Here is a 25,067-nt window from a genome sequence, read left to right on the forward strand (position 1 = left end):
ACAGCATCGGGGCGCGGGACTTCACGCCGGTGAGGTGACCGTGTGACACAGCTGCCGGGTGGGGCCTCCTCGTGTGGGACGGGAGGCCCCACCCGGTTCTGTCATGCGGACAGCACGTCCAGCAGACGGTCCACGTCCGCGGACGTGTTGTGGAGGTGGAACGCGGCCCGCAGATTGCCCGCCCGGTCGGACACCTCGATGCCCGCCCTGCTCAGTTCGCCCTGCCGGTGGCCGAGCCCGGGGACGGACACGATCGCCGAGCCCGGCGCGGGCACCGGCGTGTGCCCCAGCTCGGCGAGCCCGGCGCGGAAGCGGTCGGCGAGGGCGACGTCGTGGGCGTGCACGACGTCGACGCCGATCTCCTCGATGAGCTCCAGCGAGGCGCGCAGCCCGGCATAGGTGAAGAGGGACGGGCTGACGTCGAACCGCCGCGCGGAGTGGGCGAGTTCCTCGACGGGCCCGTAGCAGCTCTCCCAGGGAACCTCACCGGCGACCCAGCCCGCGAGCAGCGGTGAGAGCCCGCCGAAGTCCTGCGGGACGACGCAGAACGCGGCCCCGTGCGGCCCCAGGAGCCACTTGAAACCGACAGCGGCGAGGAAGTCGTCCGCGTCGGCCTCCATCGGCAGCCAGCCTGCCGACTGGGAGGCGTCGACGTAGGTGCGGGCCCCGTGCGCCCGGGCCGCCTCACGTACGGCCGGCAGGTCGGCGAGCCGGCCGTCGGCGGACTGGACGGTGCTGACCGCGACGAGTGCGGTGCCGGGGCGGACGGACTCGGCGAGCCGCTCCAGGGGCACGACGCGCACCTTGAGGTCGTCGCGCACGTGGAAGGGGTTCACCAGCGAGGAGAAGTCGCCCTCAGCGGTGAGGACTTCCGCGCCGGCGGGCAGCGACGCGGCGATCAGTCCGCCGTACTCGGCGACCGAGGCGACCGTGGCGACCCACTCGGCCGGCACACCGGCCAGCCGGGCGAAGGACGCGCGGGCGGCCTCCACGTTCTCGTACAGGGGACCCAGGGGCATGCCCTCGGCCCGCATCCGCACCGCCTGGTCCAGGGCGGTGACGGTGCGGGCGGGCAGGAGCCCGTTGCTCGCGGTGTTCAGGTAGGTGTGCTTCGGGGTGAACTCGGCACGGACGAGGTTCTCGAAGGTCTCCATGGGACCACTCTGCGTCCCCGGGACCTCCCCGTCCATTGCCGATTTCTGCGCGGTGTCGCTAAGGAGCGCTTATGGATCCGCCCCGACCTGCGCGTTTTCAGTGCTGGGGCACGGCACACCCGTCCGGGCCGCACGCGTCCGCGTCACCGCCGTCCACGATCGTCAGGGGCGTGCGCTCGCCGTACGCCTGCGCCAGGGCCTGGGTGAAGACCTCGGCGGGCTGGGCGCCGGAGACGCCGTACTTGCGGTCGAGTACGAAGAACGGCACACCGCTCGCGCCGAGCTGCGCGGCCTCCCGCTCGTCGGCCCGGACCTCGGCGGCGTAGGCACCGGGGTCGGCGAGCACCCCACGGGCGGCGTCCGCTTCCAGACCAGCGGCCACGGCCAGCTCCACGAGCCGCTCGTCGTCACCGAAAACCGAGCGCTCCTCGGTGAAGTTGGCCCGGTACAGCAGGTCGAGCAGCCGCTCCTGGCGGCCCTGCTCCTTGGCGAAGTGGAGCAGCCGGTGCATGTCGAAGGTGCTGCCGTGGTCACGACCGCGCGTGCGGTACTCCAGCCCCTCTGCGGCGGCCTGCGCGCCCAGGTTGTCCTCGCCGGCCTCGGCCTGCGCCTCGGTCATCCCGTACTTCCTGGTGAGCATCGTGATCACGGGCTGGATGTCGTCCTTGGCGCGGCCCGGGTCGAGCTCGAAGGAGCGGTGCACCACCTCGACCTGGTCGCGGTGCGGGAAGTCCCGCAGCGCCTTCTCGAAGCGGGCCTTGCCCACGTAGCACCAGGGGCAGGCGATGTCGCTCCAGATCTCGACGCGCATGTCCAGTTCTCTCCAGCTCGTACGGGGTGCGGAGACTCCCTCCGCCGAGTAGGTGAACGTTCAAGCAGCTCGTTTCATTCCGGAGGCCGGCCCGGCCGGGGACGCGTTTCCCGCCGGGCCTCAGCTGCCGTCCCGCAGATCATCCGGCCAGTTCGGCCGGAACTCGACGTGGTCGTACGTCACCACGCAGCCCGCCCCCATCGGTGACTGGGCCATGAAACCGACCAGGGCCGCGCCCGTCTCCTTCTCGTCGCCGAGGGTGAAGAGGCGGACGAAAATCCAGCGTTCGCCGTCGCGGGAGGCGTGGAAGGCGAAGGCGCGACCCGTGCGACTGACCCGGAGCCAGACCGAACTGCCGTCCACCGTGAAGGAGTTGGCGTCGTCGGAGTGGCCCCGGGTGACGACCGTGCAGACCGTGGGGACGTCCGGGGAGTACTCCAGGCAGAGCTTGGCCCAGGTCCGCTCCCCTACGTGGACGTAGAGCGCCCCGGCGTCGAAGGCCGCACCGAACCCGACCGTGACCTTGGCGATCAGCTGGAAGTCCCCTTCGGGCGCCCCGAGCAGGCGCGGCGCGTCGGAAGCGGGATCCAGCGCCTCCCCGGTGGGCGGCACGAACCGGTCCTGGCGGGACCCGGCCCACCCCGTGAGTACGCCGTCCTCGTGGGACCAATGCCCATCGGGTCCATAGGTACGCAGCCCGAAGGGAAGTTCGGGAATCTCCAGATCCATTCGGCCCACTCTTTCAGCTCCGCCCTCACGGGGCGCGGGGAACTGCGCGATCAACCACAACGAACCGGCAGCCGGCGGACACCCGCACCCCTACGGCGCTATCGCTCCAGACGCCCGTTGAACCTGCGAGGCAGCCCCAGCGGGTTCTCGTCCCGCAGCTCCGCGGGGAGCAACGCCGGCGGTGTGTTCTGATACACGACAGGACGCAGCCACCGCTCGATCGCCGTACCGCCCACCGACGTGGATGTCGACGTCGTGGCCGGGTACGGCCCTCCGTGATGCTGCGCCGGCGCGACGGCGACACCCGTCGGCCAGCCGTTGACCAGCACACGGCCGGCCAGCGGCGTCAGCTCCCGCAGCAGCTCCGCACCGCCGCCCTGGCCGGCGGCCTCCTCCTCGGACAGCTGCACCGTCGCCGTCAGGTTGCCCGGCAGACGCGACAGCACCGCCTTCACCTCGGCCTCGTCCTCGTAGCGCGCCACAACGGTGACCGGGCCGAAGCACTCCTCCAGCAGCAGGTCGTGCTCGCCCTCCGCCGTAAGCCTGCTGGCCGGCACCGTGAGGAAGCCCGCGCTGACCGTGTGCTCACCGCCCGCGCCGGGCGTGACCGGGGAGTCGACGTCGGGCAGCTGGGCGCGCTCGGCCACGCCGGCGACGAAGTTGTCGCGCATGCGGTGGTCCAGCAGCACCCCGGCGTCGGTGTCGCTGACGGCGTCGGTCAGCGACTTCAGCAGGGCGTCACCGGCGGCACCGGCCGGTGCGAGGACGAGGCCCGGCTTCACGCAGAACTGGCCGACGCCCAGCGTCATGGAACCGGCGAGGCCGGAGCCGATCGCCTCGGCCCGCTCGGCGGCGGCGGCCTCGGTGACGACGACCGGGTTCAGGGAGCCCAGCTCGCCGTGGAACGGGATCGGCACGGGGCGGGCGGCCGCCGCGTCGAAGAGGGCCCGGCCACCGCGCACGGACCCGGTGAAGCCGGCCGCCGCGACCAGCGGGTGCTTGATCAGCTCGACACCCGCGTCGAAGCCGTGCACCAGGCCGACGACGCCCTCGGGGATGCCGTGCCGGGCGGCGGCGCGGCGCAGCATCTTGGCCACGTACTCCGACAGGGCCGGGTGGTCCGGGTGGGCCTTCACGACGACCGGGCAGCCGGCCGCCAGCGCGCTGGCGGTGTCGCCGCCCGCGACCGAGAAGGCGAAGGGGAAGTTCGACGCCGAGTACACGGCGACGACGCCCAGGGGCACCTTGTAGCGACGCAGGTCCGGGACGGGCGGGGTCGCGGTGTCGTCGGGGTGGTTGATGACGACGTCGAGGAAGGCGCCCTCGTCGACGATGCCGGCGAAGGCCCGCAGCTGGTAGCAGGTGCGGGCGAGCTCGCCGGTCAGCCGGACCGGGCCGAGCGCGGTCTCGGCGTCGGCGGTCTCGACCAGACCGTCCTTGGCCGCCTCCAGCTCGTCGGCGGCGGCGCGCAGGAAGGCGGACCGGACGGCGCGGTCGGCGAGCGCGCCCCGCACCTCGTGGGCGGCACGGACGGCGGCGTCCACCTCCTGGGCTGTGGCCTCCACCGCAACCTGTTCACGCTGCTTCCCGGTTCGGGGGTCGACACTCCAGACTGGTGCTGCTGCCACCGCGGGTCCCTCCACGTGTATCTGGGTCTCACCAGGCTTGTTCGATATACTGAACGCCGTCTCTGATGATGAATATGCTGTCGGAGACTATTTCCCGTCGAACGAAGGGGTCAAGGGCGATGGCGGCAGCCGAGGCAGGCGGCGGGGCACAGGTCAAGTCCGCGGTACGGACCGTTGAACTGCTGGAATACTTCGCCGGGCGTCCCGGTATGCACTCGCTCGCGGCGGTCCAGGAGGCCGTCGGGTATCCCAAGTCCAGCCTGTACATGCTGCTGCGCACGCTCGTCGAACTGGGCTGGGTGGAGACGGACGCCACGGGCACGCGGTACGGCATCGGGGTGCGCGCCCTGCTGGTCGGCACGTCGTACATCGACGGCGACGAGGTGGTCGCGGCGGCCCGCCCGACCCTGGACCGGCTCTCCGACGACACCACGGAGACGATCCACCTGGCCCGCCTGGACGGCACGAACGTCGTCTACCTCGCCACCCGCCAGTCGCAGCACTACCTGCGCCCCTTCACCCGGGTCGGCCGCCGTCTGCCCGCGCACTCCACGTCCCTCGGCAAGGCGCTGCTGAGCACGTACTCGGACGAGCAGGTGCGCAAGATGCTCCCGGAGACCCTGCCCGCGCTGACCGAGCACACGATCACCGACCGGGAGAAGCTCATCGAGGAGCTGCGCCAGGTGCGGGAGCAGGGCTTCGCCGTGGACCGCGAGGAGAACACGCTCGGGCTGCGCTGCTTCGGAGTCGCGATCCCCTACCGCACGCCCGCGCGGGACGCGATCAGCTGCTCGGTGCCGGTGGCCCGGCTGACGCCGGCGCACGAACAGCTCGTCAAGGACGCCCTCTTCGACGCGCGGGACCGGCTGACACTGGCCACCCGTAGGCTCTGAGGCATGAACGTCGAGCTGCGCGAGGTCCATGACAGCGATCTGCCGGTCTTCTTCCGGCAGATGAACGACCCCGAGGCGCTCCACATGGCCGCCTTCACCCCCGAGAACCCGTCCGACCGGGACGCCTTCGACGCCCACTGGGCGAGGATCCGGTCCTCGGACGCTGTGATCCGCACCGTGCTGGCCGACGGTGACGTGGTCGGCAGCACGGCGGTGTACGGGGAGCCGGGCGAGCGCGAGGTGACCTACTGGATCGACCGTGCGTACTGGGGCAAGGGCATCGCCACGGCGGCCCTGCGGGCCCTGCTGGCCGAGGTGCCCGAGCGTCCCCTCTACGCGCGAGCGGCCTCGGACAACGCCGGGTCGCTGCGCGTCCTGGAGAAGTGCGGCTTCGACGCCGTGGCGTCGGCCAGGGGGTATGCCCGCGCCCGCGGTGCCGAGATCGACGAGACGGTGCTCCTCCTGGAGGGATGAGGCCCACCGCCGGCCTCTCCCCCGTCCGGCGGAGACGGATCGTCGCCGTGCAGGACGTGCCGCCCGGCTCCGGCGCGGGAGCCTGATCGCATGACGCAGCCCCTCGCACCCTCCCCGGCCCCCGCCCTCGCCGTTCGCCTCAGCCGCCCCCGGCGTCTTCTCCGTGCCGTCGCCGTCCTTTCCTGTGTGCCGTACCTCGGTCTCAAGGCCGCCTGGATCGCGGGCAGCCACATCGGGATCCCCGAGGGAAGCGGACTGCTCGACGACCGCGTGGGCATGGCCGTGATCAACGGGGTCTCCGTGCTGCTCGACAGCGCGGTCGTCGTGCTGGCGCTGGTGCTGACCCGGCCGTGGGGGATGCGGGTGCCGGCCTGGCTGCTGGCGTTCCCCGTGTGGGTCGCCACCGGGCTGCTCGCCCCGATCATGGCCGGGTTCCCGGCGCAACTGATCGTGAAGGCGTTCGCAGACGGTGCCGCGCCGGGCCCGGAGCACGAGCCCTTCCTGCACGAGTGGGTGTTCACCGTCGTGTACACGGGCTTCATCCTGCAAGGACTCGCGCTGGGTGCCCTGTTCGTGCTCTACGCCCGCGACCGCTGGGGACACTTGTGGCGCGGGCGCCTGCGGGAGCTGCCCGTGGGCGTCGTCGGTCCGGCCCACCGCGCCCTCGCCGTCGCCGCCGCCGTGCTCGCCCTGCTGCCTCTCACCCTCCACCTGCTGTGGGCCTGCGGCTTCACCGCCGGGCTCGACGAGGGCCGGGCGGCGGACGGGGGCGCCGACTTCCGCGTCCTGGAAGCCGTGTTGGCGGCGTCCCTCCTCGCGGCCGTCGCCGGGGGCCTCCTGCTGGCCTTCCGGAGCGGCCGGGACCTGCCCGTGTCGGTGCCGCTCGCCCTGGCCTGGGTCGGCTCGGGTGCCGTGGCCTGCTGGGGTGGCTGGCTGTCGCTCGCCTCCCTCGGCGGCGGGGCGGACCTGACGGATCGTCCGACGCCGCTGATGAACCTCGCCTACGCTGGCCAGATGCTCGTCGGCCTGCTCGTCGCCGCCATCGGCACCTACTACTTCGCGGAGCGCTCGGCCAGGGCCGTACGGCGGGCGGCGTGAGCGCGGCCGCCCGGTCCCTGTTCGGCCGGCGGGCGCGCCTGCGCTGGGTCCATCTGATCCTCGGCGGCGCACTCGCCATGCCGTACTTCCTCGTCGGGTCGGTGATCATCGGTCCGGTCACGGGCTCCACCGACGTCTTCGGGTCCTTCCCTCTGCAACTCGCCTCCTTCGCCGTGGGCCTGCCGCTCGCCGCCATCTCGTCCCTGTTCCCGCTGACCCGCCCGCTGGAGTCCGCGGGCGTGCGCTGGCTGTGCGATGTCGACGCGGACCGGATCGCCATGGGACCGGCCCGGACGTGGGGCGAGAAGGGCCGTACGGCGGCCTGGTTCACGCTGCATCTCGGCTTCGGCGGAATCATCGCGGGCGCGTCGCTGGCACTGCCCCCGTTCGCCGCTGTGCTGATCGTCCTGCCGGCCTTCGCGGAACTGCGCGACCCTCGGCTCGGGCTGCCCGAAGTCTTCGACCACACCTGGGCGTCGGCGCTCGCGCCGGTCGCGGGTGCCGCCTCGCTCGTGGCCCTGGCCGGCTGCGCGGCCGGCTGCGGAGCGCTGCTGGCCCGCTGGGCGCCGGTGTTGCTCGGCCCCACACCCGAGGACCGGCTCGCCGCCGCCGAGGCACGCGCCGCCGACCTCGCCGTACGCAACCGGCTGGCACGGGAACTGCACGACTCCGTCGGCCACGCCCTGAGCGCGGTCACCCTCCAGGCGAGCGCCGCGCGCCGCCTGCTGGGCACCGACCCGGAATTCGTCCGCGAGGCCCTCGCCGCGATCGAGGACACGACCCGGCGTACCGTCGGGGAACTCGACGCCGTCCTGGGCGTGCTGCGCGAGGGCGACGCCCCCGGCACGGCCCCGGCGCCGACCCTCGCCGCCGACCTCGACGGCCTGCTGCGCCGTACCCGGGCGGGCGGACACCGGGTGACGGCCAGAGTCGAGGCCGACCCGGAGGCACTGCCCACGCTGCTGTCGCGGGAGGCGTACCGGATCGTGCAGGAGGGGCTGAGCAACGCCCTCAGGCACTCCGGCGACCGGGTGACGGTGGATGTGCGCATCGCGGTGACGGCCGGGCGGTTGGACATCCGCGTGGAGAATCCGCTGAGCGGTTCCGCGTCCTCCCGCCCCGGTGGCGGCCACGGCCTGCGCGGCGTCGCGGACCGGGTCCGGCTGCTGGGCGGGACGGTGACGGCCGGACCGACCGCCGCACAGACCTGGCGGCTGCACGCACGCCTGCCGATGACGCCGTGAAGGCCCGCGCCGAAAGGACCCGCATGACCCTGCCGACGCCCGTCCGTGTCGTCCTCGCCGACGACGAGCGCATGGTCCGCAGCGCGCTGCGCGCCATCGTCTCCGCCGAGCCGGACCTGGAAGTGGTGGGTGAGGCGGCCACCGGCGCCGAGGCCGTGTCGGTGGTACGGGAGCTGCGGCCGGACGTCGTCCTCATGGACGTCCGGATGCCGCAGACCGACGGAATCCGCGCCACCGAGCAGATCCTCGCCACCATGGACGAGCCGCCCCGGATCATCGTCGTGACCACGTTCGAGAACGACTCCTACGTGTACGACGCGCTGCGCGCCGGAGCGGCCGGGTTCCTGCTGAAGCGGGCGGAGGCGGACGCTCTGGTACAGGCGGTCCGGCTGGTGGCGCGCAGCGACAGCCTGCTGTTCCCGGCGGCCGTCCGCACCCTCGCGGCCGAACACGCCCGCGCCCACCCGGCGCCGCCCGCTTGGGTGGCGAAGCTCACGGCCCGCGAGCAGGAGGTGCTGCGGCACATGGCGGGCGGGCTGACCAACGCGGAGATCGCCCGCCGGATGGGGGTCGGTCCGGCAACGGTGAAGTCGCACGTCGCGGCGGTTCTGACCAAGACGGGCACCCGGGACCGCACACAGGCGGTCATCGCGGCGTACGAGACGGGCTTCCTGAACACCAGGTGAGAAAACCGGGCCACCGGATGAGAAACCAGGACGGGCGGGAACGATCCGCCCACCTCCACTCGTCCTCATGTTCGGGATGAACAAGACGATCAGGCGCGCATCGGTCTTCACGCTGCTGCTGGTGTTGGCCCTGCTGGGCAGGGCGACCTGGGTGCAGTTCTACGAGGGCCGGGCGCTCGCAGACGACAAGGACAACCGGCGGAACGCGATTCTGACCTACTCGGCGCCGCTCGGGAACATCATCGTGGGCGGCCGGTCGGTCACCGGCTCGGCGCCGACGAAGACGGGTGATCTCAAGTACAAGCGCACGTACACGGACGGTGAGCTGTACGCGGCGGTCACGGGATACGCCTCGCAGGCGTACGCGCCGACCCAGCTGGAGGGCATCTACACCGACCTCCTCAACGGCACCGACAGCCGTCTGAAGTCCGTGATGGACACCGTCACCAGCCAGCGGGCCGCCCCGGGCAACGTGGTCACGACGATCGACCCGGACGTACAGAAGGCGGCGTACGACGCCCTCGGTGACAAGAAGGGCGGCGCCGTCGCCATCGACCCGGGGACCGGCAGGATCCTCGCGGTCGTGTCGAGCCCGTCGTACGACCCGTCGTCGCTGACGGACGCCAACACGGCGGGAGCCGCCTGGAAGAAGCTCACCGGCGACCCGGAGAAGCCGCTGACCAACCGTGCGCTGCGGCAGCCGCTGCCGCCCGGCTCGACGTTCAAGCTGGTCGTGGCGGCGGCCGCGCTGGAGGACGAGCTGTACTCGTCGGTGGACGAGAGGACCGACAGCCCCGACCCGTACAGGCTGCCGGGCACCACCCGCGACCTTTCGAACGAGAACCCGAACGCGCCCTGCACGAACGCCACGATCCGTACGGCGCTGCAGTACTCCTGCAACAACGTCTTCGCGAAGATGGCCGTCGACCTGGGCCAGGACAAGGTGAAGGCGATGGCCGAGAAGTTCGGCTTCAACGACGACAGGCTGGATGTGCCGGTCCGGGCCTACCCGAGCGTGTACCCGTCGGACATGCACCCGTCGCAGACGGCACTGACCGGCATCGGCCAGTTCGATGTCACGGCGACGCCGCTTCAGATGGCCATGGTGTCGGCGGCCATAGCAAACGGCGGCAAGCTGGTCTCACCGCATATGGTTTCGCAGATCACCGACAGCGGCGGCAATGTGTTGCAGGACTACGACGACGGCGCGGGCAGCAAGGAGATCGTCAGCTCCTCGACCGCCGAGCAGTTGCAGTCGGCGATGCAGACCGTGGTGGAGGAGGGCACGGGTACCAACGCGCAGGTTCCGGGCGCCACCGTGGGTGGCAAGACGGGTACCGCCCAGCACGGCGAGAACAACAGCCAGGTTCCGTACGCCTGGTTCACCTCGTACGGCAGGTCCGCTTCGTCGGACAAGGAGGTCGCCGTGGCGGTCGTCGTCGAGCAGTCGGACGCGGCCCGCTCGGAGGTCAGCGGCAACGGGCTGGCCGCGCCGGTCGCCAGGGCGATGATGGAAGCGGCCCTCAAGGACTGAACCTCGGATGGTTGAAAGCCGTCTGTAGAGACGAGACGGGCCGCCCCCATCCCCCCGGGGGCGGCCCGTCCTCGTCACTTCGCTCCGAGGAGCTGCTCGATGGGGTCGATCGCGAAGTACACGAGGAACAGCGCCGAGGTCCCCCACAGCAGCCAGTGGGCCTCCTTGGCCCTGCCGAGCACGGTCTTGATGAGGACGTACGCGAGGAAGCCGGCGCCGATGCCGTTGCTGATGGAGTAGGTGAACGGCATCACGGCGATGGTGAGGAAGGCCGGGATGGCGATGTCGTACCGGTCCCAGTCGATGTGCTTGACCTGGGTCATCATCAAAAAGCCCACCGCGACCAGCGCCGGGGCTGCGGCCTGCAGCGGGACGATGGTGAGCAGCGGGGTCAGGAACAGCGCCAGGCCGAACAGGCCGCCGGTGACGAGGTTGGAGAAGCCGGTGCGCGAGCCCTCGCCGACACCGGCCGCCGACTCGATGTAGGAGGTCGCCGAGGAGGCGGAGGCCGCGCCGCCCGCGACCGCCGCCGCGCCGTCGATCAGCAGCACCCGGCCGAGGTTCGGCACCTTGCCCTCCTCGTCCAGCAGCCCGGCCTCGGCGCTGATGCCGACGACCGTGCCCATGGTGTCGAAGAAGTCGGACAGGATCAGGGTGAAGACCAGCAGGACGACGGTGATCACACCGACGCCGGGGGCGCTGAACGCGCCGAACAGGTCGAAGTCGCCGATGAGGCCGAAGTCCGGGGCGTCGACGAGCCGGTCGGGCCACGACGGGGTGGTCAGGCCCCAGGTCTTGATGTCTGCCACGGAGTTGATCACTATCGCCACGGCGGTCATCGTGACGATGCTGATCAGGATGGCGCCCTTGACCTTGCGGGCGAGCAGGCCGATCGTGAGAAGCACGCCGAGGCAGAAGACCAGCATCGGCCACCCGGTGAGCGTGCCGGTGCCGCCGAGCTGAACCGGCACGGTGGTGTTCGCGGCGTCCGGGATGCGAGTGACGAACCCGGCGTCGACGAAGCCGATGAAGGCGATGAACAAGCCGATGCCGACGCTGATCGCCTGCTTGAGCGGCTGGGGTATGGCGTGCATGACGGCCTCGCGCAGACCGGTCACCACCAGCACGCAGATCAGCAGGCCTTCCAGGACGATCAGGCCCATCGCGTCGTCCCAGCTCATCAGCGGGGCGATCTGGAAGGCGACCACGGCGTTGAGGCCGAGTCCGGTGGCGAGCGCGAGCGGCAGATTGCCCGCGACGCCCATGATGATCGTCATGACCGCGGCCACCAGGGCGGTGGCCGTGGTGAGCTGGACGGCGTCCAGCTGGTGCCCGAACTTGTCCTTGGCGCTGCCCAGGATGATGGGATTCAGGACAAGGATGTAGGCCATCGTGAAGAAGGTGGCGAAGCCGCCGCGGAACTCCCGGCCGAAGGTGGAACCCCGCTCGGAGATCCTGAAGAACCGGTCGAGGCTGTTCACCGGGGGTGGTGCGGCGGTCGGCCGGTCGGTCACCTGCTGCGGTTCGGACATGACGCGTGCTCCTTGGTGCCGGGGTGATCAGGGTGCGGATGCTGGCTGGATTGTCCCTGCGTTGAACCACATTCAGGTTTTCTTCGTGTAACGGAATCAGAGTCCGGTCCGCCAACCGGTGTTCGAAGCTCCGTACGAATCATCCTGAGATCGCTGCTACGCTTCCCGATCCCGTCCGGGCCTCCCCCGGATGATCACATGTCATCTACATGACACGCACAGCACCCCGGCCAGGGAGTGCCCGAAGCCGCTGCGAGGAGAGGTCGCCCGTGGGCACTGTCGTCGACGACGCCGCCTCCGTGGAGTTCCACGCCTTCTTCGAGCGCCACTACGCCGAACTGTCCCGCCTCGCCTACCTGCTGACCGGCGAGTCGGACACCGCCGACGACCTGGCGGCGGACGCGTTACTGGCGTTGTGGCACCGCTGGGACCGGGTGCGTGCCGCCGACCGTCCGGCGGCGTACGCCCGCGGTGTGGTCGCCAACCTGGCCCGTACCCGCATCCGCAGCGCGGTGCGCGAGCGACGGCGCATCGCCCTGTTCTGGTCGCAGCGCGAGGAGAACATCGAGAATCCGGACGTGGCGGGCGTGGTCGACGTCCAGGAGGCACTGCGCAGGCTGCCGTTCCGCAAGCGGGCCTGTGTGGTGCTGCGGCACGCCTTCGACCTCTCGGAGAGGGACACCGCGCTCGCCCTCGGCGTCTCGGTCGGTACGGTGAAGAGCCAGACCTCGAAGGGCATGGCCGAACTCCAGCGGCTGCTGGGCACACCGGGAGTGCCGCAGCGGATGCACGCGGCGCTGGGCACACCCCGTTGCTCGTCCGCCGTCGAGGGCGTGCGCACCGGCGAGGGCGGAGGGAGGGACCGATGACCGTGCGGCGGGACGTGCCCGGGGAGCTGCGCGCCCGGCTGCACGAGGCGGCCGGGGCGCATGAGCCCGACCGGGAGCGCATTCTGGCCCGGGTCGAGCGCGGCATGGCCGGTCCGGCCGGTTCCGGTCGCCAGGTCCCGCGTCCGCCGGTGTTCGGGTGGATGCGGGTGGCCGGTGCCACGGCCGCGGTGGCGGGCGTGCTGGCGGTGGGCGGTTACGCGGTCGCGTCGGCGGTGAACGAGGAGGCCGCCCCGCAGCAGCAGGAAGTGGCGACGCCACCCACCCCCACACCCACCCCTACGCCCACGCCCACGCCGTCGCCGGAGGCGACGAGCCGGGCCCCCGCGCCGCCGGCCGGGCACACGCCGTCCGCCACGCCGGAGGGGCCCGCGTCCGCTCCGCCGCCCCCGAGGAGACCGAGCACCTCGGTCACCGGGCGGCCACCCGCCACCGAGGACGGACCGCTGTGGTCGGACGGCTCGGTGGATCCGCACAGCAACGACTTCTGGGCGCAGAGCGACGTCACCCTCAAGTCCCGTGCGGAACTGACGGCGCTGACCGTGCGGTTGAGCGTCGCGCAGACCGGCGGGGTCTCGAACGCCGGGGCGTGGCGGTCGCTGCCCGAGAACGACTTCACCCTCACGGTCGACGAGCGGGACGGCTTCGTCCACTACACCTGGACGCTCAAGGAGGGCCGCAGGGTACCGGCGGGCGAGTGGGTGTTCGCGGGACAGTTCGACCACGACCGCGGCGGGCGCGACGCGGGCGCGGACCGCTACACGGTGACGGCCACGGCCGGCTCCGAACGGCTGTCCGTGGGCGGCGGGTTCGCCGCGGTGGACGACTAGCGGCCCCCTCGGCGACGGCGGTGCATGACGGGCTCGCTCGAGAAAGACCTGAAGGCGCGGCAACCCCTTCCCCGCCGGTGGCGACCACTGAACGCAAGAGCCACCCCCCACTCGAGGAATCGGTACATGACTGCACCAGCACAACAGCGCGTCCGCCATCGCCGCCGGGTCACCAAGCGGCGAACGGTGATCGCCGGACTGTCGGCGTTCGGCATCGCGGGAGCGGCGATGGTCACCACGTCGATGCTGTCCACCGCGAGCGCTGCCTCGCCCTGGCCCTCCGACACCGGCGACAAGCCCGTGTCGAAGACCATCCCGGTCTCCGGCGTCCACGACGGCGGGATGAAGAAGTTCTACGGCACCGGCGCGCTCGCCTCCGACGACCAGAAGGAGGGCCAGCCCCCTCTCTTCGAACTGGCCGACGGCGCCACCCTCAAGAACGTCGTCATCGGCACCCCGGCCGCGGACGGTGTGCACTGCAAGGGCAGTTGCACGCTGCAGAACGTGTGGTGGCTGGACGTCGGCGAGGACGCGGCCAGCTTCAAGGGCAAGTCGGCGTCCGCGGTGTACAAGGTGATCGGCGGCGGCGCGAAGAACGCCGACGACAAGGTGCTGCAGTTCAACGGCGCCGGCACGCTGAACGTGTCGGGCTTCCAGGTGCGAGACGCCGGCAAGCTGGTCCGCTCCTGCGGCAACTGCAAGACGCAGTACAAGCGCACGATCGTGCTGAACGACATCGACGTGACCGCGCCGATGAACTCGATCGTCGGCGTCAACGAGAACTACGGCGACACCGCCACGCTGTCGAAGGTCCGTGTCCACGGCGACGGCAAGAAAAAGATCAAGACGTGTGTGCGCTTCGAGGGCAACAACACGGGCAAGGAGCCCAAGGAGCTGACCCCGCCCGGCCCTGACGGCAAGACCTGCAAGTTCGAGGCGTCGGACATCAGTTACCAGTGAGTCCGCACCTCTCCTGAGCTCCGGTCGGCCCGAAACCCCCCTTGGGCCGGCCGGCTGCCGGATGTCCGGGCCCCCAGTCGGACGTTCGGCACCGCGGCCATCCGGAGCCCCCCTCCGGGCGGCCGAACGGCACCGTCCGAGCCCCCCTCGGCCGGTGCGCAGGGCGCCCCCGCCGTTTCGCACCGGCGGGGGCGTCGTCACGTGCGCGGCGCGCCCACCGCTTCCGAAACTTTCGGAACCACCGGCCTCCCGCACACCCGTTGACGCCCTGCCCCCGTCCGGTGAAACTCCGAAGGCTGTATTCAACAGAACCCCCCATACTTCGACAGGAAGTGTCATGCGCCCCCGCACGCGCCTGCTGCCGCTCCTGGCCCTGACGGGCCTTCTCCTGACCCTTCTCACCGCGCCGCCCAGCACCGCGGAATCCGGAGCACCACCCGTGAAGCACCCGAAGTACGCCGGCTATCTCTTCGCCTACTTCACGGGCGAGGGCACGGCCGACGGCGAGCAGATCCGGTACGCCCTGAGCCGGGGCAACGACGCGCTGCACTGGCGTGAGCTGAACGCCGGCAAGCCGGTCCTGACGTCGACCACCGGCGAGAAGGGCCTGCGCGACCCGTTCGTGATCCGCTCCCCCGAGGGCGACAAGTTCTTCCTGATCGCCACCGACCTGCGCATGTACCAGAACTCCAGCGGCAGCTGGGACCAGGTCCAGCGGCACGGCAGCAAGTCGATCATGGTCTGGGAGTCCACCGACCTGGTCAACTGGACCGACCAGCGGCTGGTGAAGGTCTCCCCGGACAACGCGGGCAACACCTGGGCCCCGGAGGCCTACTGGGACGACGAGCTCGACGCGTACGTCGTGTTCTGGGCGTCGAAGCTGTACGCCGACGACGACCCGGAGCACAAGGGCAACACGTACAACAAGATGATGTACGCGACCACCAAGGACTTCCGGACCTTCAGCGAGCCGAAGATCTGGAACGACCCCGGCTACTCGGTGATCGACTCCACGGTCGTCAAGCACAAGGACGAGTACTACCGCTACACCAAGGACGAGCGGGACCCCAGCTCCTCCAGCCCCTGCTCGAAGTTCATCACCGGCGAGAAGTCGGCTTCACTGACGTCGACGAAGTACGACTTCGTGGCCGACTGCATCGGCAAGGGCGCGATGGACCGCGGTGAGGGCCCGACGGTGTTCAAGTCCAACACCGAGAAGAAGTGGTACCTGTTCATCGACGAGTACGGCGGTCGCGGCTACCTGCCCTTCGAGACCACCGACCTCGCCTCCGGCGAGTGGACCCCGTCCACGGACTACCAGCTCCCGGCGAGCCCCCGGCACGGCACGGTGCTCCCGGTGACGCAGCAGGAGTACGACCGGCTGCTGGCGGCCTACCCGAGCACCCCGACCTCGGTGGTGGACGCGACGGCGGCGCGCCAGAAGGGGTACTCGATCGTCACGGAGAGCGCCTCGAAGGTCGTTCTCCCGATGGAGCCGAAGGCCGATCTGCGGGGCCTCGCCCCGAAGCTGTGGGTCTCAAAGGGCGCCACGCTCAGCCCGAGGTCCGGTACCCGCCGGGACTTCCGCAAGCCGCAGAAGTACACCGTGACGGCCGCCGACGGCACCAAGCGCACCTGGACGGTCGAGGCGGTCCGCACCCGCAGCCCCATGCTGCCGGGCCTGAACGCCGACCCGGACGTCCACTACCTGAACGGCAGATACTGGATCTACCCCACGACGGACGGCTTCCAGGGCTGGAGCGGCACCAAGTTCAAGGCGTACTCGTCGAAGGACCTGGTCGACTGGAAGGACCACGGCGTCATCCTCGATCTCGGCCCTGACGTGAGCTGGGCCGACAAGTACGCCTGGGCGCCCGCGATCGCCGAGCGGAACGGCAAGTACTACTTCTACTTCTGCGCCGAGCAGCAGATCGGCGTGGCGGTGGCCGACTCCCCCGCAGGCCCCTTCAAGGACGCGCTCGGCAAGCCGCTGGTCGCCAAGGGCGGCGCCCTGAAGGGCCAGATGATCGACCCGTCGGTCTTCACGGACGACGACGGCCAGGCGTATCTGTACTGGGGCAACGGCCACGGGTACGTCGTGCCGCTGGGCGACGACATGGTGTCCTACGACGCGGCGAAGGTGAAGGACATCACCCCGGCCGACTTCCGCGAGGGCTCGTTCGTGGTCAAGCGGAAGGGCACCTACTACTTCATGTGGTCGGAGGACGACACCCGCAGCGAGAACTACCACGTCGCGTACGCCACGGGACCGTCCCCGCTCGGCCCGTGGACCAAGCGCGGGACGATCCTCGAGAAGCGGCCCGAGTACGGCATCCTCGGCACCGGTCACCACTCGGTGGTGAACACCCCCGGCACCGACGACTGGTACATGGTCTACCACCGCTTCGCCCTGAACGGCCCGGGCAGGCCGGGCGGTGACGGCATGCACCGTGAGACCACCGTCGACCGCATGGAGTTCGCGGCGGACGGCGGCATCAAGCCGGTGGTTCCGACGCTGGAGGGGGTCGAGCCGGTACGGCGATGAGCCTCACAGGACGTCGTCGAGGCGGCTGAGGACGTCGTCCTGCACGGGAGCGGTGAAGACGTGGCCGAGCCTTGGCCACGTCTTCATCCGTATCCGCTCCTCGGCGACGCGGGCCGCCCCGGCCGGTTCGAGAGCGGCAGGATCAGCGGACGCGGCCGGCGCCCGAGCGGGCGCCGACGATGCCCGGGACGGCCTTCGCCGGGTCGAGGTCCGCCCGCAGGGCCGGCGTCCAGCCGGCACCCGGCTGCAGCGTCTCCGCGGGAATCTCCGCGTTGTGCACGGCGATCAGGTCGACCGCCCTGCCGTTGACGACGTTGCCGCCCGCGGTGACCGGCGCCTCGTTCCACTTCTTGAGGATCTTCGCCGGGCTGACGCCCTGGGCCAGCGTGAACGCGTTGTGCTCGGCGACGAGCCGGGACTCCTTGCCGATGCCGTAGACGTAGCCCCACTTCTGGCCCTTGGTGACGACGAAGTGGTTGTTGTACGAGTCGACCTGTCCGAAGCGGACGCGCGGCGCGCGCTCGACGATGCCCTCGAAGCGGTTGTGGTGCAGCGTGACCTTCAGTTTGCCGGAGTCGTCGGCGGTGGCGCCGTCGCTGTTGCCGATCAGCATGGTCTTGTCGTGGTCCTTGAAGGAGTTCCAGGACACCGTCACGTGGTTGGAGCCGCGCACGACGTCGAGCAGTCCGTCGTGCCGCTGGTAGGTCTTGCCGAAGTAGGACGGCAGCGCACTGTCGGGGTGACGGCCGTCGGTCAGCGTGTTGTGGTCGACCCACACGTGTGTGGAGCCGTAGACCACCACCGCGTCGTACTCGCTGTTCCAGGCGCCGGTCCTGTTGTCGTCGGTCGGGTCCCACTGCGGGAAGCAGTCGATCGGGGCCTCGACGGTGAGGTTGCGGACGATGACGTTGTCGACGCCCTTGATCTGCAGGCTGCCGCCGAGGATCCCCGAGCCCTTCCCCACGCCGATGATCGTGGTGTTGGCGGGCACGATCGCCTTGATGGCCTGGTCCTGCCGGGCGGCGGACGCGGCCCGCAGCTCCTCCTGCTCGCCGCTGACGGGCGTGTCGTGCCCCCAGACGGCCGGGTCGTAGGCGGCGAGGTACTTCTGGAGGTCGTACCCCTCGGCCTCGAACGCCTCGCAGCCCTGGGAGACGGCGTCGATCATCCCCGTCACTTTGATGATCTTCGGTGCCGACCCGCCGTCCTTCAGGGCGGCCTTGAACTGCTCCCAGGTGGTGACGGTGTGGACGTGCGCGGTGTCGGCGGCGGCACCGCCGGTGGTGCCGGTGCCGTACGAGCCCCACCCGTCGCCCGCTCCGAGGGTCTGGCGCGCCACGTCCCGCGGCTGGGCCTGCGCGCCGGTACCGCTCAGGGACAGCACGAGTGCGGCGCACCCGGCCACCACGACGACCCCGCCGAATATGGCATGATCATGACAGTTTCGAACGTTCATGGTGCGGCTCTCTTCCTTCATCGTCTCGGGGTGTTACGCCAAGGCCTCGGGCCAGGTGATCCACGCCTCGGGGATCTCCGTCTCCAGCCGGCGCACATCGCGCGGCCCGAGCACCCGGGTCCGGAGCATCTCCCGTGCCACCAGCCGGGCCACGGCGATCGCGCCGGACGGAGCGAAGTGCGTGTTGTCCTGCTCGGACGCGGTCCAGTTGAAGTACTTCTTCGTCTCCTCGACCCCGAGCTCCTGCCACAGGGCGAGCGACAGCGCCTGGACGTCCAGCAGCGCGACCCGCTCCTCGGCTGCGAGCGCCCGCATGGCCGCGGGGTACTCACCGTGCGTCGGCACGGCCTTCCCGCTCGCGTCGAACCTGCGCCGCTCCACGGACGTGGCCAGCACCGGACGCGCCCCACGGGCCCTGGCCCCGTCGACGTACATCCGCAAGAACTCCTGATACGTCGACCAGGGCTCGGTGTAGCGGGCCGGGTCCTGCGCCTTCTCGTCGTTGTGGGCGAACTGGATGAGCAGGAAATCGCCGGGCTGTATCGCAGAGAGGACGGCCGCGAGCCGGCCCTCGACCACGAAGCTCTTCGAACTGCGCCCGTTGACCGCATGGTTGGCGACCGGCAGGTCCTTGCGCAGAAAGAACGGCAGGGCCATACACCACCCGGTCTCAGGCGCGGCGTTCGCGTACTTCTGTGCGGCGGTGGAATCACCGGCGATGTAGACCGTACGGCGGCGGCCACCGGCATGAGCGGTACCGGTCAACGACCACGCAAGCGGCACGGATGCCACGGCGACAGCGGCTTGTCTTCGGCTGAGAGACACGCGGACTCCTTTCACGGGGACGGGGGCCACGCCGTCAGGGGCGCGGGGAACTGCGCGATCGGCCACGGGACGGCCCGCACCCTGCGATTTCGCAGGCCGCCCCGCGACGAGACCGAGCAGCGCGTCAGCCCTGCTGCTGATCCCACTCCTCCTGCGCGGCGTTCAACTGCTCGGCCAACGTGTCCAGGAATGACTTCGGGCTCATCTTCCCGAGCAGCACCTTCTGGAAGTTCGGCTCGTTGTCGGCCTTGGAGATCGTGTTCCAGTCCGGCAGGTAGTACGGCAGCTGCACGATCGTGGTCGACCCGTCCGACAACGCGTCGGCGGCCAGCTTCGTGGGCTCGGCCTTCGAGATCCACGCGTCCTTCGCCGCGTCCGTGTTCGACGGCACCTGCCCCGCCGTCTCGTTGAACTTCGAGTTCTCCGCCTTGGACGTGGCGAACTCGATGAACTTCCAGGCGGCTTCCTTGTTCTTGCCGCTCTTGAACAACCCCAGGCCGTCCACCGGATTGGAGACCTGGACCCGCTTGCCGCCCGGTCCGGTCGGCTGTGGAATGCCCCGGAACCTGTCGACCCCGAGCGCCTTCACATGGTCCTGGTACGACCCGAGATTGTGGTTCAGCATCCCGATCGTGCCGGAGTCCCACTGCGCGACCATCTTCGTGAAGTCGTTGTTGAGGTCGGCGGCCGGCGTGACCTTCTTGTACAGGCCCGCGTACTTCTCCAGCGCGGCCACGTTCCTGGGGTCGTTCACCGTGGTCTTCTCACCACTGGAGTCCCAGAACGAGGTGATCCCCGACTGCCCGTACATGGCGTCCAGGGCCTGCGCGATGGAGCCCGCGCCACCACGAATGGTGTACCCGAACTCGTTCTTGCCCTTGTTCGTGAGCTTGTCCGCGGCCTCGAAGAACCGTTCCCAGGTCGTCGGCTCTTTGAGGCCCGCCTTCTGGAACAGGTCGGTGCGGTAGTACAGCACACCGTTGTTCGCGGAGGTCGGGACCGAGTACAGCTTGTCGTCGCCCCCGCCGGCCGCCTTCAGCGACTCGACCATGTCCTTGTTGAGCTTGCCGTCCAGCGAGGACTTGGCGACCCGCTCGTCCAGCGGTTCCAGCGCGCCCTGCGCGGCGAACCCGGCGAGCATCGCCGCGCCCACGCCACCGACGTCCGGCAGCCCGCCGCCCTGCAGGGCCGTGTCGACCTTCGACTGGTACTCGGTCGCGGCGATCCCGACGTACTCGACCTTGATGTCCGGGTTGGCCTTCTCGAAGTCGGCGATGATCTCCTTCCAGATCTCGGTGCGGACACCGCCGTTGTTGTCCCAGAAGACGATCCTGCCCTTGCCGCTTCCCTCGGCGCCCTTGTCACCGGCGCCGCTGCCGTCGTCACCACAGGCGGTCGCGGTCAGGGCGAGCACGGCCCCCAGGGCGACGGCCGTGGCCGCGCGCCTGCTTCTGCGATTGCTGATCTTCATTGGTCGGCTCTCTTCTTCCGGATCCAGCGGAACTTGAAGGTGTGGGGCCGGTGCGGGGCATGGGGCGCCCCGGCGTCCCCCTGAGAGAGGCGGTGCCGTGTGGGGCCGCGCCGCCTTGTCGCTCGGCTGCGGACGGTCGGCGGTGACCGTCACGCCCGGGCCGTGGTGGCGGTACTCGGTGAAGTGGGCGTCCCGCCGCGAAGGCCCGCTCCTGTCGGTGTGACTCCGAACTGCGTGAAGGTCGCCGCGCCCGGGTGCCCCACCCCTACGGGGGCGAGGGCGAAGAGGCCGAGCAGCGCGCCGACCCAGCGCCACGGGGTGGCGAGGTCGTCACAGGCTCACCGCCTTGCGGACGAGGGCCGCCGCGGCGTCCCGGTCGAGGCGGCCGTCGGCGACCACGGTGACGACCCGGCGTACGACGGTCTCACCCGGCGGGACCGGCAGCCGCTCGTCGTACGCCAGGCAGGAGCCGACACCCGGGTACTCCTCGGTGCGTACGAACCACGGGTCGCGGCGGGTCTGTTCGGTGGCCCCGGCGAAGACCAGCGTCCAGGTGGAGCCGGCCAGGGCGAGCCAGTCGGCGCGGCTGCCGTGCGCCTCGGTCTCGCCCTCGGCGCCGGGGGTGAAGACGACCGGCGGCTCCTCCTCCTTGCGGGCCCGCCAGAAGAAGCCGCCGTAGGCGGCGCCCGGGCGTCCGTTGGTCGCGGGGCTGCCGATCGACAGCGGGGCCTTGGTGACGTTGGTGAGGGAGAAGGTGAGATCCAGCGCCCAGGCCCGGTCGGTGAGCTCGGTGGCCGCGACCGTGCGGCGCTCGCGCAGCAGTTCGCCGGCCGGGGCCGCCCAGCGCAGTTCCTCGACGAAGCCGTCCGGGTCGCGCAGCTGGAAGGTGACGTGCCGCTGGGAGCCGTGGTTGTCGAGTTCGGTCGGGCCCTGGTCGCGGACGTAGGTGCGCCCGCCCCAGAAGTTGAACCCCCCGACGTCGGGAACGGCGACACCGACGCCGAGGTGGTGTGTGTGGTCGGCCGGGCTCGTCTCGGTCACGGGCGTGCCGGCCAGGGTGGTGACGGGGTGCAGGTACGGGCGCGGGGAGAGCCGGGCGGGCAGCTCGGGCCGGGTGACGTACCGTCCGACCGGCCGGCCCGCGACGCGCAGGACGGCCGTGTCGTTGCTGGTCATCGGTTGCTCACCTCGTTCGACTGGTGTTCCCGGGCCGTCGCCCAGGGGGCGCCGAGTTCCGAGTAGAGGGAGAGGGTGTCGGCGGCGGCCGCGACGAGTCCGTCGATGCCGGGGACGACCCGGCGGTTCTCGTCGGGGATCCGGTGCCAGGCGGTGTCCGGCAGCGGCGCCGGGTCGGGCGCGGTCCGGATGGCCTCCACGACCTTCATGAAGGCGCCCGTCTCGTCCGGCGGGACGAGCAGGTCCGCCCCGGTGGTGAGGTGCGCGACGAGGTTCTCCAGCAGGTCGGTGCGGCCGTGGTCGGACTCCTGGGGGCCGTGGCCCGCGCGCTGGAGCAGCACCCGGTCCTGCTTGTACCAGAAGGTGATCCGGCCGCTGCTGCCGTGCACCAGCACGTACGGCTCGTCCGCCGCCTCGGCGCACAGGGTCGCGGCGACGGTGACCGGGTGGCCCTGCGCGGTGGCGATCCGGACGCAGGAGGTGTCGTCGGACTCGATGGCGTTGGCGCGCAGCAGCTCCGTCTCGATGCCGGTGACGTCCTCGGCCCGGGTGCTGCCGCCCAGGGCGAGGGCGGTGGCGACGGCGTGGGCGAGCGGGTTGGTCAGCGCCCCGTCGATCACGTCGACGCCGTTCAGCCGCCGCTTGCCCGCCCAGGGCGCACGCTTGAAGTAGTCCTCGTCGCGCACCCAGGCTCCGCCCCCGCCGAGCCCGACCAGCGAGCCGATCGCCCCCTGGCCGACCAGCTCGCGGATGGCGGGCAGGGCGTGCGAGCCCAGCGACTGGAAGCCGATCTGGCAGGCGACCCCGGCGGCCGCGACTGCGTCGGCCATCCGGCGGAACTCGGCGTACGAGGGGGCGGGCGGCTTCTCCAGGAGGAGGTGCACGCCCCGCTCGGCCGCTGTGAGGGCGAGGTCGGTGTGGGTCGGGATCGGGGTGCAGATCACGGCGATCCGGGCGCCGGTGGAGTCCAGCAGGGCGCCGAAGTCGGCGGACTGCTCGGGCGCGCCCAGGTCGCCGAGCTCCGCCTCGGTCAGCGGCGTCAGCTCGCAGACGCCCACCAGCCGTACGATGCCCCGCTTCTGCAGGCGGCGGATGTTCTCGATGTGCCAGCGGCCGTGCCCGCGGGCGCCGGCGAGGACGACGGGCAGTGGTGTGGTCAGGGGTTCGCTCATGGAGTCGATCATGCGACCGGTCACGGTGTCCGCCCCGCTCCCCCGCCGCTGGCCACCGCCCGGCCGGCCGCCGCGCAGCTGTCCATCCGGCGTCATCCCTTCACCGCCCCCGCGCTGAACCCGGTGATCAGCCACTTCTGGATGAAGGCGAACACGATCACGACCGGCACGGCCGCGATGATGCCGCCCGCGGCGAGCGCGCCGAGGTCGACGCTGTCGGCGCTCATCAGGGAGTTGAGGCCGACGGGGATCGTCTGCTTGTCCTGGTTGTTGAGGAACATCAGGGCGAACAGGAAGTGGTTCCAGGAGTGGACGAAGGCGAACGAGCCGACGGCGATGAGGCCGGGCCGCAGCAGCGGCAGCACCACGATCCGAAAGGCCGTCATGCGGTTGCAGCCGTCCACCCAGGCCGCCTCCTCCAGGGAGTACGGCACGTTCTTGATGAAGTTGCTGATCAGGATCATCGACAGGGGCAGCTGGAACACCGTCTCGGCGAGGATGACACTGCCCAGCGAATTGATCATCCGCAGTTCGGCGAAGATCTCGAACAGCGGCACCAGGAGCAGCGCCCCCGGCACGAACTGGGAGCAGAGCAGGGCCAGCATGAACACCCGCTTGACCTTGAAGTCGAACCGGGCGAGGGCGTAGCCGCCGGCCAGCGCGACGAGGGTGGTCATGAGCAGGGTGGCCACGCCGACGAGGACGCTGTTGGTGAAGTAGGTGCCGAAGCTGCGCTCCGTCCACACCTTCTCGAAGTGCTCGAAGGTGACCGGCCAGGGCACGAGCGAGGTCGAGCCGGCCGGGCGCAGCGAGAAGAGCAGAATCCAGTAGAAGGGGATGAGGGTGAAGAGGAGGTAGATGCCCAGGGGCAGATAGATCTGCCAGCGGGGGGCCTCGTCCCAGGCGCGGTTCTTCTTCACGGGCCGGGCCGGTTCGGGGGTGGCGCGCACGGGTGCGGGCGCCGCCTTGGTGGCTTCCTTGACGCTCACTTGCTCTCGCCTCCGAACTTGCTCAGCCGCAGGTAGACCATCGAGCAGAAGAGCAGGATCACGAACGCCACCGTGGTCAGGGCCGACGCGTATCCGAAGTTGTGGGCGTCGACGGACGTGTTGGCGATGTACAGCGGCAGCGTCGTGGTCTCGCCCGCGGGGCCGCCGCCGGTCAGGGTGTAGAGCAGGTCGACGTTGTTGAACTCCCACACCGCGCGCAGCAGCGTGGACAGGATGATGGCGTCCTTCAGGTGCGGCAGCGTGATGTGCCAGAACTGCTTCAGCCGGCCGGCCCCGTCGACCTCGGCGGCCTCGTACAGGTCCTTCGAGACGGACTGGAGGTCGGCGAGGATGAGGATCGCGAAGAACGGCACCCCGCGCCACAGGTCGGCCACGACCGCCGCCGGGAACACCGTGGAGGTGTCCGACAGCCAGCTGGTGCCGTACGAGCCGACGCCCAGGTCCGCGAGGTAACGGGTGATGCCCGTCTGGGAGTTGTAGAGCAGCACCCAGATCGCGGAGGTCAGCACGCCGGAGACGGCCCACGGGGAGAAGACCAGGGCGCGCCCCAGGCCCCGGCCGACGAAGGTCTGGTTGACGATGAGCGCCAGCGCGAGACCGAACAGCAGCTGGAGTCCGACCTCCACGAAGACCCACTTGGCGCTGAAGACCAGCGTGTCCCGGAAGACCGGGTCCTCGGTGAAGGCGTGGACGAAGTTGTCGAAGCCCGCGAATCCGTTCCGCCACGGCTTGGTGGGGTTGTAGTTCTGCAGGCTGTAGTAGAAGACGCTGACGACCGGGTAGGCGATGAAGCCCAGCATGAGCAGGGCGGCCGGCGCGATCAGCAGGTACGGGAGCCCGCGCGGTGTGGCGGAGGCACGGCGCCGCCGGGGTGGCGCGGGCGGTTTCGCCACGGCTGCGGCTTGGGCCATGACAGGGTCTCCGATCTCGGTACGGTCGTGCGGGAAGCGCT

General features: G+C 70.6%; 22 protein-coding genes. 10 read left to right on the forward strand and 12 right to left on the reverse strand.

Annotation, left to right across the window (positions count from 1 at the left end; translation table 11 throughout):
* Window positions 1-101 precede the first annotated feature (101 nt).
* The 4 genes from IE212_RS24840 to IE212_RS24855 form a co-directional block, all read right to left on the reverse strand.
* Window positions 102-1,154 (reverse strand): aminotransferase class V-fold PLP-dependent enzyme, encoded by a 1,053-nt coding sequence (locus IE212_RS24840; RefSeq protein ID WP_190200156.1) that lies wholly within the window; start codon window positions 1,152-1,154, stop codon window positions 102-104.
* Between the two features lie 97 nt (window positions 1,155-1,251).
* A complete protein-coding gene (locus IE212_RS24845; protein WP_190200157.1) occupies window positions 1,252-1,965 on the reverse strand; it encodes a DsbA family oxidoreductase in 714 nt (237 codons plus the stop codon).
* Window positions 1,966-2,085: 120 nt separating this feature from the next.
* Complete coding sequence (locus tag IE212_RS24850) at window positions 2,086-2,694, reverse strand: DUF1349 domain-containing protein (RefSeq protein WP_190200158.1); 609 nt, start codon at window positions 2,692-2,694, stop codon at window positions 2,086-2,088.
* 98 nt (window positions 2,695-2,792) lie between these two features.
* Entirely contained in the window at window positions 2,793-4,322 is a 1,530-nt protein-coding gene (locus IE212_RS24855) for an aldehyde dehydrogenase (NADP(+)) (protein WP_190200159.1), read from the reverse strand.
* Between the two features lie 119 nt (window positions 4,323-4,441).
* Between IE212_RS24855 and IE212_RS24860 the strand changes: the two genes are divergently transcribed.
* The 6 genes from IE212_RS24860 (at window position 4,442) to IE212_RS24885 (ending at window position 10,251) form a co-directional block, all read left to right on the forward strand.
* Window positions 4,442-5,215, forward strand: a complete 774-nt coding sequence (locus IE212_RS24860) for an IclR family transcriptional regulator (RefSeq protein WP_190200160.1) — start codon at window positions 4,442-4,444, stop codon at window positions 5,213-5,215.
* A gap of 3 nt (window positions 5,216-5,218) precedes the next feature.
* Complete coding sequence (locus IE212_RS24865) at window positions 5,219-5,689, forward strand: GNAT family N-acetyltransferase (protein ID WP_190200161.1); 471 nt, start codon at window positions 5,219-5,221, stop codon at window positions 5,687-5,689.
* Between the two features lie 90 nt (window positions 5,690-5,779).
* Window positions 5,780-6,787 carry a hypothetical protein gene (locus IE212_RS24870; protein WP_190200162.1) on the forward strand — a complete coding sequence of 336 codons (1,008 nt, stop codon included), beginning with the start codon at window positions 5,780-5,782 and terminating at the stop codon, window positions 6,785-6,787.
* Entirely contained in the window at window positions 6,784-8,031 is a 1,248-nt protein-coding gene (locus IE212_RS24875) for a sensor histidine kinase (RefSeq protein ID WP_190200163.1), read from the forward strand. The genes IE212_RS24870 and IE212_RS24875 overlap by 4 nt, the downstream gene beginning before the upstream one ends.
* Before the next feature lie 23 nt (window positions 8,032-8,054).
* Complete coding sequence (locus tag IE212_RS24880; RefSeq protein ID WP_190200164.1) at window positions 8,055-8,717, forward strand: response regulator; 663 nt, start codon at window positions 8,055-8,057, stop codon at window positions 8,715-8,717.
* 76 nt (window positions 8,718-8,793) lie between these two features.
* The gene (locus tag IE212_RS24885; RefSeq protein WP_190200235.1) at window positions 8,794-10,251 is read left to right on the forward strand and encodes a peptidoglycan D,D-transpeptidase FtsI family protein; all 1,458 of its coding nucleotides are present in this window, start codon (window positions 8,794-8,796) and stop codon (window positions 10,249-10,251) included.
* A 74-nt stretch (window positions 10,252-10,325) separates the two neighbouring features.
* Here IE212_RS24885 and IE212_RS24890 read toward each other — a convergent pair whose 3' ends face one another.
* Window positions 10,326-11,783 (reverse strand): NCS2 family permease, encoded by a 1,458-nt coding sequence (locus IE212_RS24890; protein WP_190200165.1) that lies wholly within the window; start codon window positions 11,781-11,783, stop codon window positions 10,326-10,328.
* A gap of 269 nt (window positions 11,784-12,052) precedes the next feature.
* Here IE212_RS24890 and IE212_RS24895 point away from each other — a divergent pair, with 269 nt between their 5' ends.
* The 4 genes from IE212_RS24895 to IE212_RS24910 all read left to right on the forward strand — a co-directional run bounded on the left by IE212_RS24895 (window position 12,053) and on the right by IE212_RS24910 (window position 17,005).
* A complete protein-coding gene (locus IE212_RS24895) occupies window positions 12,053-12,652 on the forward strand; it encodes a SigE family RNA polymerase sigma factor (RefSeq protein WP_190200166.1) in 600 nt (199 codons plus the stop codon).
* Window positions 12,649-13,500, forward strand: a complete 852-nt coding sequence (locus IE212_RS24900) for a hypothetical protein (protein WP_190200167.1) — start codon at window positions 12,649-12,651, stop codon at window positions 13,498-13,500. The genes IE212_RS24895 and IE212_RS24900 overlap by 4 nt, the downstream gene beginning before the upstream one ends.
* Window positions 13,501-13,626: 126 nt before the next feature.
* Window positions 13,627-14,460, forward strand: coding sequence for a pectate lyase (locus IE212_RS24905; RefSeq protein WP_190200168.1), 834 nt, complete (start codon window positions 13,627-13,629; stop codon window positions 14,458-14,460).
* Between the two features lie 337 nt (window positions 14,461-14,797).
* The gene (locus tag IE212_RS24910; protein ID WP_190200169.1) at window positions 14,798-17,005 is read left to right on the forward strand and encodes a glycoside hydrolase family 43 protein; all 2,208 of its coding nucleotides are present in this window, start codon (window positions 14,798-14,800) and stop codon (window positions 17,003-17,005) included.
* Window positions 17,006-17,147: 142 nt separating this feature from the next.
* On the opposite strand, the gene IE212_RS24915 is transcribed toward IE212_RS24910, so the two are convergent.
* The 7 genes from IE212_RS24915 to IE212_RS24945 all read right to left on the reverse strand — a co-directional run bounded on the left by IE212_RS24915 (window position 17,148) and on the right by IE212_RS24945 (window position 25,026).
* Complete coding sequence (locus IE212_RS24915; RefSeq protein WP_190200170.1) at window positions 17,148-18,461, reverse strand: pectate lyase family protein; 1,314 nt, start codon at window positions 18,459-18,461, stop codon at window positions 17,148-17,150.
* Between the two features lie 33 nt (window positions 18,462-18,494).
* Complete coding sequence (locus tag IE212_RS24920; RefSeq protein ID WP_190200171.1) at window positions 18,495-19,286, reverse strand: rhamnogalacturonan acetylesterase; 792 nt, start codon at window positions 19,284-19,286, stop codon at window positions 18,495-18,497.
* Between the two features lie 124 nt (window positions 19,287-19,410).
* Entirely contained in the window at window positions 19,411-20,757 is a 1,347-nt protein-coding gene (locus IE212_RS24925; RefSeq protein WP_190200172.1) for an ABC transporter substrate-binding protein, read from the reverse strand.
* Window positions 20,758-21,087: 330 nt separating this feature from the next.
* Window positions 21,088-21,933: a DUF6807 domain-containing protein gene (locus IE212_RS24930; protein ID WP_190200173.1), complete on the reverse strand. Its 846-nt coding sequence runs from the start codon at window positions 21,931-21,933 to the stop codon at window positions 21,088-21,090.
* Window positions 21,930-23,105, reverse strand: coding sequence for a Gfo/Idh/MocA family protein (locus tag IE212_RS24935; RefSeq protein ID WP_190200174.1), 1,176 nt, complete (start codon window positions 23,103-23,105; stop codon window positions 21,930-21,932). Before IE212_RS24935 ends, IE212_RS24930 begins: the two co-directional genes overlap by 4 nt.
* Before the next feature lie 92 nt (window positions 23,106-23,197).
* Window positions 23,198-24,094, reverse strand: coding sequence for a carbohydrate ABC transporter permease (locus tag IE212_RS24940; protein ID WP_190200175.1), 897 nt, complete (start codon window positions 24,092-24,094; stop codon window positions 23,198-23,200).
* Window positions 24,091-25,026 carry a carbohydrate ABC transporter permease gene (locus IE212_RS24945; protein ID WP_190200176.1) on the reverse strand — a complete coding sequence of 312 codons (936 nt, stop codon included), beginning with the start codon at window positions 25,024-25,026 and terminating at the stop codon, window positions 24,091-24,093. The genes IE212_RS24940 and IE212_RS24945 overlap by 4 nt, the downstream gene beginning before the upstream one ends.
* Window positions 25,027-25,067: the final 41 nt, after the last annotated feature.

This window comes from Streptomyces djakartensis, assembly GCF_014651075.1.
Lineage (GTDB): Bacteria > Actinomycetota > Actinomycetes > Streptomycetales > Streptomycetaceae > Streptomyces > Streptomyces djakartensis.